The sequence below is a fragment of the Serratia sp. (in: enterobacteria) genome, from assembly GCF_052400455.1.
GTDB classification, from domain to species: Bacteria; Pseudomonadota; Gammaproteobacteria; order Enterobacterales; family Enterobacteriaceae; genus Serratia; species Serratia ureilytica.
This window is the reverse complement of the sequence record NZ_CP185812.1, coordinates 987,955-1,002,290: the sequence shown is the minus strand read 5'-3', so window position 1 is coordinate 1,002,290 and position 14,336 is coordinate 987,955. Positions and strand designations below refer to the sequence as shown.

General features: G+C 60.4%; 13 protein-coding genes. 7 read left to right on the top strand and 6 right to left on the bottom strand.

The genetic code is table 11. The features are described 5' to 3' along the window. Positions 1–61: 61 nt before the first annotated feature. From ACORQT_RS04755 to ggt, 3 genes are all read left to right on the top strand, one after another. On the top strand, positions 62–643 hold the full coding sequence (locus ACORQT_RS04755; protein ID WP_025301748.1) for an ACP phosphodiesterase: 582 nt from the start codon (positions 62–64) through the stop codon (positions 641–643). 229 nt (positions 644–872) lie between these two features. Beyond that, positions 873–1,475 carry a peroxiredoxin C gene (locus ACORQT_RS04750; RefSeq protein ID WP_004940403.1) on the top strand — a complete coding sequence of 201 codons (603 nt, stop codon included), beginning with the start codon at positions 873–875 and terminating at the stop codon, positions 1,473–1,475. Positions 1,476–1,709: 234 nt separating this feature from the next. Continuing rightward, the gene (gene ggt, locus ACORQT_RS04745) at positions 1,710–3,473 is read left to right on the top strand and encodes a gamma-glutamyltransferase (RefSeq protein ID WP_072628292.1); all 1,764 of its coding nucleotides are present in this window, start codon (positions 1,710–1,712) and stop codon (positions 3,471–3,473) included. Positions 3,474–3,526: 53 nt separating this feature from the next. Here the strand turns inward: ggt and malZ are convergent, their stop codons facing one another. Further along, on the bottom strand, positions 3,527–5,350 hold the full coding sequence (gene malZ, locus ACORQT_RS04740; protein WP_164057385.1) for a maltodextrin glucosidase: 1,824 nt from the start codon (positions 5,348–5,350) through the stop codon (positions 3,527–3,529). Between the two features lie 246 nt (positions 5,351–5,596). On the opposite strand from malZ, the gene ACORQT_RS04735 reads away from it, so the two are divergent. The 4 genes from ACORQT_RS04735 to ACORQT_RS04720 all read left to right on the top strand — a co-directional run bounded on the left by ACORQT_RS04735 (position 5,597) and on the right by ACORQT_RS04720 (position 7,906). Further along, a complete protein-coding gene (locus ACORQT_RS04735) occupies positions 5,597–6,853 on the top strand; it encodes a mechanosensitive ion channel family protein (protein WP_033651075.1) in 1,257 nt (418 codons plus the stop codon). Positions 6,854–6,985: 132 nt separating this feature from the next. Then, positions 6,986–7,255 (top strand): hypothetical protein, encoded by a 270-nt coding sequence (locus ACORQT_RS04730; RefSeq protein ID WP_444859332.1) that lies wholly within the window; start codon positions 6,986–6,988, stop codon positions 7,253–7,255. Positions 7,256–7,340: 85 nt separating this feature from the next. Next, entirely contained in the window at positions 7,341–7,619 is a 279-nt protein-coding gene (locus tag ACORQT_RS04725) for a type II toxin-antitoxin system RelE/ParE family toxin (RefSeq protein WP_033651073.1), read from the top strand. Then, positions 7,619–7,906, top strand: coding sequence for a HigA family addiction module antitoxin (locus ACORQT_RS04720; protein ID WP_025160069.1), 288 nt, complete (start codon positions 7,619–7,621; stop codon positions 7,904–7,906). The genes ACORQT_RS04725 and ACORQT_RS04720 overlap by 1 nt, the downstream gene beginning before the upstream one ends. A gap of 45 nt (positions 7,907–7,951) precedes the next feature. On the opposite strand, the gene proY is transcribed toward ACORQT_RS04720, so the two are convergent. The 5 genes from proY to phoB form a co-directional block, all read right to left on the bottom strand. Then, entirely contained in the window at positions 7,952–9,358 is a 1,407-nt protein-coding gene (gene proY, locus ACORQT_RS04715) for a proline-specific permease ProY (protein WP_033651183.1), read from the bottom strand. A 73-nt stretch (positions 9,359–9,431) separates the two neighbouring features. Next, the gene (gene brnQ / locus ACORQT_RS04710; RefSeq protein WP_021504688.1) at positions 9,432–10,748 is read right to left on the bottom strand and encodes a branched-chain amino acid transport system II carrier protein; all 1,317 of its coding nucleotides are present in this window, start codon (positions 10,746–10,748) and stop codon (positions 9,432–9,434) included. 484 nt (positions 10,749–11,232) lie between these two features. After that, entirely contained in the window at positions 11,233–12,195 is a 963-nt protein-coding gene (locus ACORQT_RS04705) for a PstS family phosphate ABC transporter substrate-binding protein (RefSeq protein ID WP_042783778.1), read from the bottom strand. Positions 12,196–12,209: 14 nt separating this feature from the next. Continuing rightward, on the bottom strand, positions 12,210–13,526 hold the full coding sequence (gene phoR, locus ACORQT_RS04700) for a phosphate regulon sensor histidine kinase PhoR (RefSeq protein WP_042783777.1): 1,317 nt from the start codon (positions 13,524–13,526) through the stop codon (positions 12,210–12,212). 24 nt (positions 13,527–13,550) lie between these two features. Further along, positions 13,551–14,240: a phosphate response regulator transcription factor PhoB gene (gene phoB / locus ACORQT_RS04695; RefSeq protein WP_004940438.1), complete on the bottom strand. Its 690-nt coding sequence runs from the start codon at positions 14,238–14,240 to the stop codon at positions 13,551–13,553. Positions 14,241–14,336 lie beyond the last annotated feature (96 nt).

Genomic DNA, 14,336 nt, shown 5'->3' with positions numbered 1-14,336 from the left:
CCGGGGGCGGTCAGCGGCAAGAAATAAGGAGGATTTGCCTGACTTCGGGTATAGTTGAGGGATGAATTTTCTCGCTCATCTTCACCTGGCCATGCTGGCGGACAGCTCGCTGCTGGGCAACCTGCTGGCCGATTTCGTGCGCGGCAATCCCGCCGCCGACTACCAGCCCGACGTGGTGGCCGGCATCATGATGCACCGCCGCGTCGACGTGCTGACCGACAGCCTGCCGCAGGTGAAAGCCTGCCGCGACTATTTCAGCGCCCCCTACCGCCGCGTAGCGCCAATTACCCTCGACGTGGTGTGGGACCATTTTCTGGCGCGCCACTGGCAGCAGTTGGAGCCTTCACGCGACCTGCACCAGTTTACCCAGGAAGCCCGCAGCCAGATCGAACCTTACCTGCCGCTCACGCCGCCGCGTTTTCAGAACCTGAACGGCTATCTGTGGCCGGAACGCTGGCTGGAACGCTACGCCGAATTGCCGTTCATCGCCCGGGTATTGCAGGGCATGGCCAGCCGCCGTCCGCGCCTCGATGCCCTGGCCGGCTCGTTCGCCGACGTCGAGCGGCATTATCATCAGCTTGAAACACAATTCTGGCAGTTTTATCCGCAAATGATGCAGCAGGCGAAGGAAAAAACGCTGTGAGGTCAAGCCCAAGCGTTTGAAATTGCAGCGCCTTGCAAGAATTTACGTTTTGCCGCTTGCCCTTTTGTGGGAAAAGGTTATTTTTAAAGCCTGTCAAATTTAATTAGTGAATTTAATAGGTAAAAGCTATCTCAGCGATTGGTCTTTTGCCCTTTATTCACCACGTCGCGGCCCCTATACTGGCCCTTGTTTTTACATCCACCCTTTAACACCTATTACAGGAGTAATTATGGTCCTGGTAACTCGTCAAGCCCCTGACTTCACTGCAGCTGCCGTACTGGGTAGCGGCGAAATCGTTGAAAACTTCAACCTGAAGAAGCACCTGAACGGCAAACCGGCCGTCCTGTTCTTCTGGCCAATGGACTTCACCTTCGTATGCCCTTCCGAGCTGATCGCTTTCGATCACCGCTATGAAGAGTTCCAGAAGCGTGGCGTTGAAGTGGTTGGCGTTTCCTTCGACTCAGAGTTCGTCCACAACGCATGGCGTAAAACCCCTGTCGACAAAGGCGGCATCGGTGAAGTGAAATACGCAATGGTTGCTGACGTTAAGCGTGAAATCCAGAAAGCTTACGGCATCGAACACCCGGAAGCCGGCGTTGCGCTGCGCGGCTCCTTCCTGATCGACAAAGACGGCATCGTGCGTGCTCAGGTGGTTAACGACCTGCCAATCGGCCGTAACATCGACGAAATGATCCGTACCGTTGACGCGCTGCAATTCCACGAAGAGCACGGTGAAGTGTGCCCGGCTCAGTGGGAAAAAGGCAAAGCAGGTATGGGCGCTTCCCCAGACGGCGTGGCAAAATACCTGTCTGAAAACGCTGCCAAGCTGTAATTTCAGCCTGATAGTGAATCAACCGGCCTCCGCGGCCGGTTTTTTATGCCCCTTTTTGGGGCAATACGCCCGCCTTCAGTGCTTTATTTCCCTGTTTCCGCTCACATTTCCCACCCTGCTCGCCGCGCGTGCGCCCATCTGCGGCTACTATCAATAACGCTGGCTCGCGCTTTGCAAGTGAACAACAGCCAAGCAAACACAACACAATAAAAAACTGACAGGGTAGGAATAACTATGTTTTTACAGAAATGGAGCAAACCCCTGACCATGGCGGCGCTGCTGGTCAGCGGCAGCCTGCATGCGGCGTCCAATCCGGCGGTGGAGGCCAAAAACGGCATGGTGGTCACCTCGCAGCATCTGGCCTCGCAGGTCGGGGTGGATATCCTGAAAATGGGCGGCAACGCCATCGACGCCGCCGTGGCGGTCGGCTATGCGCAGGCGGTGGTTAACCCCTGCTGCGGCAACATCGGCGGCGGCGGCTTTATGACCGTCCACCTGGCGGACGGCACCGATACCTTCATCAACTTCCGCGAAACCGCGCCGGCCGCGGCCAGCGCCAACATGTATCTGGATGCCGACGGCAAGGTGAAGAAAGATGCCAGCCTGTACGGCTATCTGGCGGCGGGCGTGCCGGGTACCGTGCTGGGGATGGAAACCGCGCGCGAGAAGTACGGCAAACTGAGCCGCGAACAGGTGCTGGCACCGGCGATCAAGCTGGCGCGCGAAGGCTTTGTGCTGACCCGCGCCGACACCGATATCCTCGACACCACCGTTGCACGCTTCAAGCAGGATCCCGAATCGGCCAAAATCTTCCTGCGCCCGGACGGCAGCCCGCTGCAACCGGGGGATAAACTGGTGCAAACCGATCTGGCCAACACGCTGGAGGCCATCGCCAAAGGGGGAACCGACGCCTTCTATAAAGGCAAGATCCCGCAGGCGGTAGAGGCGGCGGCCAAACAGGGCGGCGGCATTTTAACGGCGGCCGACTTCGCCAACTATAAAGTCACCGAAACCCCACCGATCACCTGCAGCTATCGCGGCTACAAGTTCGTGTCGGCGCCGCCTCCCAGCTCCGGCGGCGTGACGCTGTGCGAAATCCTCAACGTGGTGGAAGGCTATGACCTGAAAAGCATGGGCTTCAACTCGGCAGCGGCCATTCACACCATGACCGAGGCGATGCGCCATGCCTACATGGACCGCAACACCTACCTCGGCGACCCGGAATTCATCAAGAACCCGATCGACCGGCTGGTGAGCAAGAGCTACGCCGAGCAGATCCGCAAGAAAATCGTCGCGGACAAGGCCACGCCGTCGGAAAATGTGCAGCCCGGCATGGAACCGCATGAGAAGCCGGAAACCACCCACTATTCGATCGTCGACCATGACGGCAACGCGGTCTCCACCACCTATACCGTCAACGGCCGCTTCGGCGCCGTGGTGATCGCACCGGGCACCGGCTTCTTCCTCAACGATGAGATGGACGATTTTACGGTCAAAGTGGGCGAGAAAAACCTGTACGGGCTGGTGCAGGGCACCGCCAACAGCATTGCCCCCGGTAAGCGCCCACTATCGTCAATGAGCCCGACGCTGGTAACCAAGGACAACAAGATCTTTATGGTGCTGGGCTCGCCGGGTGGTTCGCGCATCATCACCATCACCCTGCAGACCGCGTTGAACGTGATCGACCACGGCATGGCGCCACAGGAAGCGGTGGACGCGCCGCGCATCCATCACCAATGGCTGCCGGATGAGGTGTACTACGAACAGCGCGGCGTTTCCGCCGATACGCTAAAACTGCTGAGCGGCATGGGCTATAAGATGGTCGAACAAACGCCGTGGGGCGCCGCCGAACTGATTCTGGTCGGTTTGCCTGGCGCGGCGGGCGTCAGCCCGGCCAACTCCGGCAACGATTCGGCGGTTTCCGGCAAAGTGCGCGAAGGTTACCTGTACGGCGCCAACGACGTGCGTCGCCCGGCAGGCTCCGCGGTCGGTTACTGATGTAAACGCCCACTCACCTTAATCGCGGGGGCCCTTCGGCCCCCGCAGTTCCCTTAGCCTTCACAGCGCCACACGGTGGCCGATTCTTCCGCCAGCTGCAGGCGCAGCCCGCCGGCCGTTTCGCTCAACTCTCCCCGCCCTTCCACGCGCCGCCACGGGCCGCGGGCCAACAGCGGGTTGTGCGGCAGCTGCGCCTGGCCGCTGCCGTCACGCTGCAGCGCCACCAGCACCTGCTCCTGCTGATACAGGCGCACGAACACCAGCGTTTCTCCGCTGGCGTACAGCACCTGACAGCCGCCGCGACGCAGCGCCAGGCTCTGTTTACGCAGCGCCGCCATGCGCTGGAACAGCGCCAGCAGCGGCCGATCCCAGTCGCCGACGTCCCACGGGAACGGCTTGCGGCAGAACGGATCGTTGCCGCCGTCCAGGCCAATCTCATCGCCGTAATAGAGGCAAGGCACGCCGATCCAGCTCAGCAACCACACCGCCGCCATCTGCATGCGCGCCGCGTTCCCCTGCAACAGCGTGAGGAAACGCGCGGTATCGTGGCTGTCCAGCTGGTTGAACTGGATCAGCTGGCGGCCGTGCGGCAACCCGGCGCGGTAGCCGTCCATCCACTGCACGCATCCGGCGGCGTCCAGCCGCACCGGGTGATAGGCCACGTCCAGCCCCGCCAAAAACGCCCGCACCGGCAGCGCGAACCCCATGTAGTTCATCGCCGCATCCTCCACGCCGGCGTGCAGCCAGCGACGCGCGTCGCCAAAGTGCTCGCCCACTACGTAGGCCTGAGGATTCTCCTGCTTCACCGCCTGATAGATGCCCGCCAGGTGACGCAGGTTGCCGGCAGCGCCGCCGTTCTCCCCCAGCATATGCACCACGTCCAGCCGCCAGCCGTCGATGCTGTACGGCGGGCGCAGCCAGTGACGCACCACGCTGCCTTCCCCGCGATAGATCGCTTCCGCCACCTGCGGCTCGGCGAAGTTGAGCTTCGGCAGGCTGGCGTTACCCTTCCAGTCGAGCGCGCGGCCGTCCGGGTAGAAGTTGAACCAGCCGCGATACGGCGAATCGGGATGGTGGCAGGCGCCGTTTTGCCCTTGGCGATGGCGGTCGAACCACGGATGCGAGTCGCCGGTGTGGTTGAACACCCCGTCCAGCACCAGTTTCATGCCTACCTTGTGAGTGCTCACTCGCAAACGCGCCAGCGCCGCGTTGCCGCCGAAGTGCGGATCGACCTGGTAATAGTCCTCGGTATCGTACTTATGTACGCTCGGCGCGGTAAAAATCGGGTTCAGATACAGCGCCGTCACGCCCAGCTGCTGCAAATACGGCAGTTTGGCGCAGATGCCGTCCAGATCGCCGCCGTAAAAGGTCGAAGCGGCGTGGCTGTCCTCCAGCGGATGCTGCCAGTCGCGCCGGATCACCTCGGCGCCGGCCGCGTGATGGCGGTAGCTGCCGCTCTGGATGCCGTGCTCGCCGCCGCTGCTGGCGAAGCGATCGGGGAAAATCTGGTAGAACAGCTGATCCGCCACCCACTCGGGGCCGTTGTCAGGCTCGTCGACGGCGAATTGCGCCAGCTGGCCCGGCGGCGTTGGCGACCAGCCCTGCGGCCCGAACCACTGCTGGCGATCGGCCCACAGCAGCTTGAAGCAGTATCGCCGCGTCGGCTCGCCCTCATTCAGCGTCAGGCTGGCCTGGTAGCGGCGTATCCCCTCGTGACGCTGCGCTTTCATCACCAGCAGCCACTCTTCGTTGTCCGGTTCGGCGCGCAAAAACACCCGTTCCGGCAGTTCATCCCCTTGTAACCACAGCGTGATATCCAAATGTTGCCCTTGCTTCACCACAAAAGGCGGAACCGGTTGATGCCAGGCGTTAAGCATACTGTTCTCCTGCTGTACCAAACGAAATCGACGGCATTCTTCAAGAAGCGAACAATGCCACGTTAAGTGCAACTCCCCCTCCTCTCTGACCGCAAAACCCAGGGATGAGCCGGGGGGCGGAGACCGAAAAATAACGCTAACTCGATGTAAAAAAAGGTAAACAGGCACAAATCCTGCACGTTACCCCTTAGGCTAACGCGTTTTGAGCATACAGGATATTTTTTGCGCATTTTTTAAGGAGCGGTAATGCAACAACAGATAACGCGCTGGCTGGAACAATTTGGGTTGGAATTCGGCGGAGTGATGTCGCTGTTGATGGTCTTGGGGTTGATCGTCCTGATCTCGGTGGTGATCCACCTGGTGCTGCACCGGGTGGTGTTGGCCGCCCTTCAGCGCCGCGGCCAGCAGTCGCAACGCGTCTGGCAACAGGCCATCACCCAATACAAACTGTTCCAGCGCGTGGCGCTGCTGCTGCAAGGGGTGATCATCAGCATCCAGGCGACGCTGTGGCTGCAGAGCGGCAGCCAGACTCAGGCGGTGATCGTTACCGCCGCACAGGTGTGGATACTCGCCTTCACCCTGCTGTCGCTGTTCTCGCTGCTGGATACGCTGCTGGCGCTGCTGCGCCAAAGCCCGATTTCCAATCAGCTGCCGCTGCGCGGCATTTTCCAGGGCCTGAAACTGGTGGCGGCGATCCTGATCGGCATCATGATCGTCTCGCTGCTGATGGGCAAATCGCCGCTGTTGCTGCTCAGCGGCCTGGGCGCCATGACGGCGGTCCTGATGTTGGTGTTCAAGGATCCGATCCTCGGGCTGGTGGCCGGCATTCAGCTCTCCGCCAACGACATGCTGAAGATCGGCGACTGGCTGGAAATGCCGAAATACGGCGCCGACGGCGCGGTCACTGACATCGGCCTGACCACGGTCAAAGTGCGTAACTGGGACAACACCGTCACCACCATACCGACCTACGCGCTGATCTCCGACTCGTTCAAAAACTGGCGTTCGATGTCGGAATCCGGCGGGCGCCGCATCAAGCGCAGTTTGAATATCGACACCGGCAGCGTGCACTTCCTGTCGGAAGAGGAACAGCGCCGCCTGCAGCGTAACCCGCTGCTGCACAGCTACCTGAACGTTAAGACCCAGGAGCTGAGCCAGCACAACCAGGAGATCGCCGTCGATCTGGCCTCGCCGCTCAACGGCCGCCGCCTGACCAACCTCGGCACGCTGCGCGCCTATCTGGAAGCCTACCTGCGCGCTCACCCGCGCATTCACCAGAACATGACCCTGATGGTGCGCCAGCTGGCACCGACGCCGGAAGGCCTGCCGCTGGAAATCTACGCCTTCACCAACACCACGGTCTGGGCGGAGTACGAAAGCATTCAGGCGGATATTTTCGACCATATCCTGGCGGTGATCGACGAGTTCGGTCTGCGCGTGCATCAGACGCCGACCGGCAACGACATGCGCGGCATGCTGCGACAAAGCGCGAACGCTTCCTGACGTCGGCTGACGTAACTGTGTCTGCTGGTAATTATTCGCTTTCAATTGCCAGCAGATATCTCCATCCCCTTCTTTTCCCCGGCGAAAACGGCGTTAATGCGCCCTCACCTTCACCACCGAGAGGGAAAGCCCTTGCTGAAACGGATACGTCATCGGCTGTTGACCCTGATGGCCACCCTGCTGTTTATCGGCTGCCTGCACAACGCTTTGCTGGATGAAAGCCGCATGCCCCGCAATCTGCAACCTTCGCTGAGCGCCCTCAGCAGCAACCTGCAGGACATTCGCGAAGTGCTGGCGCGCTGCGCCGGCGAGGAAGAGGAGGAACGCCTGAACGACGGCGGCATACGCATCGAAGCCCGCGCCGCCGGGGATGATGAAGCGGAAGACAAACGCCAGACATAGTGGATTAAAAAACGCCCCAATTTGTTGCGTGATACGCAACGCCCTACTATGATGCGTATAGCGCAACACTCATGGAGCCATCAGGATGATAAGAAGCTTCAAGCATAAGGGACTCAAAAAGTTTTTCGAAACCGGTTCAACAGCAGGTATCGACGCCAAACAGGCGAAAAAAATCGCGCTGCGGCTGAGCGTGCTGGATTTAGCGAAAGTGATTGATGACGTGGATTTACCCGGCTTCTTCTTGCATCCGCTAACGGGCGCTCGCAATGGGCAATGGTCCGTCACCGTGACCGGTAACTGGCGCATCACGTTTGAACTGGTCGAGGGTGATGTTTATATCGTGAATTATGAGGACTATCACTAATGAACCGCATGCATAATCCTCCTCATCCTGGCGAGTTGATCAAAGAAACCATGGAAACGCTGAATCTCAGCGCGCGCGCGCTGGCCAAAGCATTGGACGTCGCGCCGTCTACGGTTCAACGCCTGATCAGCGGTAAATCCGATATCTCGCCGGAAATGGCCATCCGCCTGTCCATCGTAATAGGCAGTTCCGAACAGGTCTGGATGGGAATGCAAGATGCTTACGATCTGTGGCAGGCCAGGCAGTCCATCGACGTTTCCAAACTGCGCAAGCTGGACTTTGCTTGACGCCTGCCCCTAAAAAAACACCGGCCTCAGCCGGTGTTTTTCCATTTAGTCTTGCTGCGTCGCCAGCAGCGCGCGTTTTTTCTGGCGGTTGACCTTGAACCAGTACCCCGCCAGCAGCAACACCACCCAGACCAGGCCGGCGTACAGCGAGACGCGCGTGGTCGGGAAGTAGCCGATAAGACCGATGATGAACACCAGGAACACGATCGCCACCACCGAGGTGAACACCCCGCCGCGCAGCGGGAACGCCAGCTGCTTCACCTGCTCTTTGCTCAGGCTGCGGCGGAAGGCGATTTGCGAGAACAGGATCATGATCCACACCCACACGGTGGCGAAAGTCGCCAGGGAGGCGATCACCAGGAACACGCTCTCCGGCATGATGTAGTTGAGGTATACCGCCAGCAGCAGCGCCAGCATCATCACCACCACCGTCACCCAGGGAATGCCGCGTTTCGACACCTTGCTGAACATCTTCGGCGCATGGCCCTGCTCGGCCATGCCGTGCAGCATGCGGCCGACGCCGAACACGTCGCTGTTGATCGCCGACAGCGAAGCGGTAATCACCACGAAGTTGAGGATGCCCGCCGCCACGGTGATGCCCATATGCTGGAAAGTCAGCACGAACGGGCTGCCGTTGGTGCCCACCTGGTTCCACGGGTAGATAGACATGATGACGAACAGCGTGCCGACGTAGAACACCAGAATGCGCCACGGTACCGAGTTGATGGCTTTCGGAATCGATTTTTTCGGATCCTTGGCTTCGCCGGCGGTGATGCCGATGATTTCAATGCCGCCGTAAGCGAACATCACCAGCTGCAGCGACAGGATCATGCCGATAAAGCCGTTGCTGAAGAAGCCGCCGTTCGACCACAGGTTATGAATGCCGGTCGGTTGCCCGCCGTTGCCGATGCCCCAGATGATGATGCCGATGCCGGCCGCGATCATGATGATGATGGTGGCGACCTTGAAGAACGAGAACCAGAACTCGAGCTCGCCGAACACCTTGACGCTCATCAGGTTGATGGCGCCGATGATCAGCACCACGCTCAGCACCCAGATCCAATGCGGCACTTCCGGGAACCAGACCCCCATATAAATGCCGAAGGCGGTCACGTCGGCGATGGCGACGATCAGGATCTCAAAGCAGTAGGTCCAGCCGGTGATGTAACCCGCCATCGGGCCGAGGTAGTCCTGCGCGTAGCGGGAAAACGAGCTGGCCTGCGGGTTGTTGACCGACATCTCCCCCAGTGCGCGCATGATGATGAAGGCCACGATGCCGCCGATCAGGTAAGCCAGCAGCACGCTCGGGCCGGCCATTTTGATGGCGTCCGCCGAGCCGTAGAACAAGCCGGTGCCGATGGCAGACCCCAACGCCATAAAGCGGATATGACGCGTGCTGAGGCCGCGTTTCAGCTTATTGTCGGGGACAGTGGTGGGTGACTGTTGTTGCATGAAAATGACCCATAGTTTTAAACGTAAAAAAGCCACGGACATGTCCGTGGCCCTAGATTAAGCCGGGGGATTATCAGTGCGCGGTCACTTGGGAACGCGTGCACACCCGATCATAAATCGCGACCAGCGCCAGCATCAGCAGCGAAGGCGGCAACCATGCCAACCCCTGCTCCGCCAGCGGCAGGTGAGTGGTCCAGGCCGGCAGCAGCTGCTGGAAGCTGGACGCTTTCACCGCGTCAAGGATACCAAACAACAGGCTGACAAGCATCACCGGCGCGATGATGCGCGGCGCGCTGTGCCACCAACGCAGGGTGAAGCTCAGCACCACCAGCACGATGCACGGCGGGTAAATCGCGGTCAGCACCGGAATGGAGATCTGGATCAGGTGGCTCAGGCCGAGGTTGGACACCACCATCGAGAACAGGCCCAGAATAAACACCAGCGTCTTGTAAGAGAACGGCAGGTATTGCGCGAAGAACTCGGCGCAGGCGCAGGTCAGGCCCACCGCGGTCACCATGCAGGCGATGAAGATCAGCGCCGCCAGGAAGAAGCTGCCGAGGCCGCCAAAGGTGTTCTGAACGTAAGCGTGCAGGATCACCGCGCCGTTGGTGGCGTCCGGCACCAGCGCGCCGCTGCCGGAACCCAGTTTGAACAGGCTCAGGTACACCAGCGTCAGGCCCACGCCGGCGATCAAACCGGCCAGAATGGTGTAGCGGGTCAACAAACCGGCGTCTTTCACGCCGCGCGAACGCGCCGCGTTGACGATAACGATGCCGAACACCAGCGCGCCCAGCGTATCCATGGTCAGATAGCCGTTAACGAAGCCGGAGGAGAAAGGCACGCTCTGATAAGCCGTCGTCGCCGGAATCGGCGCACCGGCAGGCCACAGCAGCGCGGCGATGCCCAGTACGGCCAGCGCGACGATCTTCAGCGGCGCCAGCACATGGCCGACGGTATCGAGCAGGCGACCCGGATACAGAGAGATGCCGATCACCAGCGCGAAGTACACCAGGCTGTAGATGAACAGCGGCATGGCCCCGTCGCCGGTCAGCGGGGCGATGCCCACTTCGAAGGACACGGTGGCGGTACGCGGCGTCGCGAACAGCGGGCCGACGGCCAGGTAACAGACGGTCGCCAGCAGCAAGCCGGCGCCGCGGCCGATTGGCGAACTGAGGGCGTCGATGCCGCCGCCGACGCGCGCCAGCGCGATGACGGTGATGACCGGCAGGCCCACGGCGGTGATCAGGAAGCCCAGCGCCGCAGTCCAGACGTGTTCACCGGACTGCAAACCGACCATCGGCGGGAAGATGATGTTCCCGGCCCCGACGAATAAGGCAAAGGTCATAAAGCCCAGTGCCAGGATATCTTTTGACGTTAAACGATGACTCATACGATGTCGTGTTGCCTGTTCAAATGAAAAAAAGGGTCCGATAGCGTGGTGGCGTGACGCCCCACCCGGTTGCCGGCATGCCCGATCGTCGCCGCGCCAATAAGCACCCTAAACGCAGTCGATCCGGCGTTTATGTCCCTATTCGAAAGTGGCCGCTCATAAAGATGGGCAAAATTTTAGGAGTTATAAAAATGGAGGTTTAATCCGACAACGAAGGCTAAGGTAAACGTTTATAGCGCTTCAAGGCAAGACGCACGGCGAAAAGCAGAGCTATCGACCATATAAACTTTAGCCACCAGTCGATCATATTGGCTATCAATAAATATACACTACATGATTTGTATCATTTTTGAACAATGAATTCACAAAACGTGAAGCATATATCGCTTTACCGCTCGAAATCGCCAATAAAAAGCCGATTTTCGCGTGGTATGAGCTTCGTTTCGCCATAAAAAAAGGTGAAAATTACGCCGTTTTTTGTCGCTTATTGCGCCATGGCCGGCGCGAGCGGTGGCAACCCCAGCGCCTGACGGGTCTTCTGCAGGGTGGCCGGCGGCAGCGGCAGATAGCCGTCGTGGTTGACCAGGCTTTGGCCTGGTGTCGACAGCACGCGATCGAGGAACGCGGCGGTCAGCGGCTCCAGCGGTTGATGGGGGGCTTTGTTGATGTAGATATACAGATAGCGCGACAGCGGGTAGCGATCGTTGCGCACGTTGGCGGCGGTAGGCGCGACATAGTCCTCTCCCGACTCCGCCAATGGCAGCAGCCGCACGCCGCTGGCGCGAAAGCCAATGCTGGCGTAGCCGATGCCGTTGAGCGAACCGGCCACCGCCTGCACCACCGAGGCCGAGCCGGGCAGCTCATTGACGCGCGGCATAAAATCGCCGCCGCACAGCGCGCGCAGTTTGAAGTAGCCATAGGTGCCGGACGCCGAGTTGCGGCCAAAGCGCTGCAGCGAACGCGACGCCCAGTCGCCGCGCAGACCCAGCTCGCCCCAACGCGTCAGCGGCTGGCTTTCGCCGCAGCGCCGGGTGGCGGAGAAAATGCGATCGAGCTGCTGCAGGTTGAGGCCGCGCAGCGGATTATCCTGATGCACCAATACCACCAGCGCATCTACCGCTACCGGCACCGCCAGCGGCGCATAGCCGTAACGGTGTTCGAATGCCGAGATCTCGGCCGCCTTCATCGGCCGGCTCATCGGGCCGAGCTGCGCGGCGCCCGCGGCCAACGCGGTCGGCGCGGTCGAGGAGCCGGCGGCCTGGATCTGCAGGTTGACGTTGGGATAATGCTGGCTGAAATCCTGCGCCCACAGCGCCATCAGATTCGCCAGCGTGTCGGAACCGACGCTGGACAGGTTGCCCGCCAACATGCCGTCAGGCTGCGCCAGCGCGCCGCGTCCGGCCAGCAGCGCCAGGCAAAGCAACAGCCCTCGGGTTATTCGGGTCATACCGGTGTCTCGCGTTAATTTTTCACCGCATTCTCTGATAAAGCGGCGGGAACAATCAACCGATTGGGCAAGGTAAAGATAAAGCGGGTGCCGATCCCCGGTTCGCTGAGGATCTCCAGCCGCGCGTCGTGATGGCTGAGCGCGTGCTTGACGATCGCCAGCCCCAGCCCGCTGCCGCCGGTCTGGCGCGAGCGGGCCTTGTCGACGCGGTAAAAACGCTCGGTCAGGCGCGGAAGGTGTTCGGCGGCGATGCCCGGCCCGTTGTCGCTGACCTGGAACTGCGCGCCATGCGCCGTCTGTTGCCAGCTCACTTCGATATGGGTGCCCTTCGGCGTGTGGTTGACCGCGTTGTACACCAGGTTAGACACCGCGCTGCGCAACTGGTCTTCATTGCCGAACACGTTGAGCTGTTCGTTCACCCGGAAGGTGATCTCATGATTGCCGCCGCTCAGCGATTGCGCCTCGCGCTGCAACACCCGCAGCATCAGCGGGATATCCACCCGCTCGTTCATGTCGACATTGGGCGCCGCCTCGATGCGCGACAGCGTCAGCAGTTGCTTGACCAGCCCGTCCATCCGGCGGGTCTGCTCTTGCATGGTGCTGAGCGCCTTGCTGCGCAGCGAACCGCCCTGCTCTTCGTCGCCCATCATCTCCAGGTAGCCCTGCAGCACCGTCAGCGGCGTGCGCAGCTCATGGCTGACGTTGGCGAAGAAGTTGCGCCGCGCGCCCTCCAGCTGGCGCATCTGGGTGACGTCGCGCGCCACCATCAGCAACTGCCCTTCGGAATACGGCATCACGCGGAATTCGACGTAGTGTTCGTTGTTCAACTGCAGCGTCAGCGGACGCGAAAACTCCTGCTGTTGCAGATAGTGGCTGAATTCCGGATAACGCAGCAGGTTAAGGATGTGCTGGCCGTTGTCTTCCGGCCAGCGGAAGCCGAGCAGATGCTGCGCCAGCCCGTTGCACCAGAAGATGTTGCCCTCGACGGTGGTCATCACCACCGCGTCAGGCAGCGATTCGGCTCCGCTGCGAAAACGCTTGATAAGCAGCGCCAGCTCGCGCCGGCGGCGGCGGTTGCGCTGCTGCATCTGATACAGGCCATAAAACAGCGGCTCCCAGCTCCAGCGGCCGGGCGGCGGCGTCATGCTGCGGTCGATCCACAGCCAATGGGAGAGTTTGAGCTGGTTGTAGAAATTCCACACCAGCGCAGCCAGCGCGGAGGCCAGCAGGAACCAGGGCAGATAACCGAAAATCAGCCCCAGCAGTAAGGCGGGCAAACAAAAAAGAGCCAGCTCCAGAGCCAGCCTCTTCCACGACAGACGTTCTAACACGGCATATTCTCCAGCGCGGCGCGATCAGTAGCGCGTTGAGAACCGGTAGCCGGTGCCCCGAACGGTTTGAACCATTTTATCATGCCCACTGGTTTCTAACGCCTTGCGGAGCCGACGGATATGCACGTCAACGGTACGGTCTTCCACATAAACGTTAGTGCCCCAGACGTGATTAAGCAACTGCTCACGGCTATAAACCCGCTCCGGGTGGGTCATAAAGAAGTGCAGCAGCTTGAACTCGGTCGGCCCCATGTCCAGCGCCTGATCGTTCGCCATCACGCGGTGGGAGGACGGGTCCAGGCTCAGCCCTTGCATTTCAATCACCTCTTCCACCGCCATCGGTGAAATGCGGCGCATGACTGCCTTGATGCGCGCCACCAGCTCCTTGGGCGAGAACGGCTTGGTGATGTAATCATCCGCCCCCACTTCCAGGCCGCGTACCCGGTCTTCTTCTTCGCCGCGCGCGGTCAACATCATCACCGGGATATCGCGGGTCAGCGCTTCGCGCTTCATATGTTTGATAAACTGAATGCCGGAACCCCCGGGCAACATCCAGTCAAGCAACACCAAATCAGGGAACGGCTCAGACAGACGCGTCACGGCGCTGTCATAATCCTCGGCTTCCAACGGTTGGTAACCATTTTGTTCCAACACAAAGCACACCATCTCACGGATCGGCGCTTCGTCTTCCACCACCAGTATGCGTCTTGCCATCGTCAATCCTGCCAATGTGTTAGCGACTTTTCGGGCGCCATTATGCGTCAGTTTTGTGACACTTTTATGAAAAAAACCGGCTGTTATAGGCTGTAA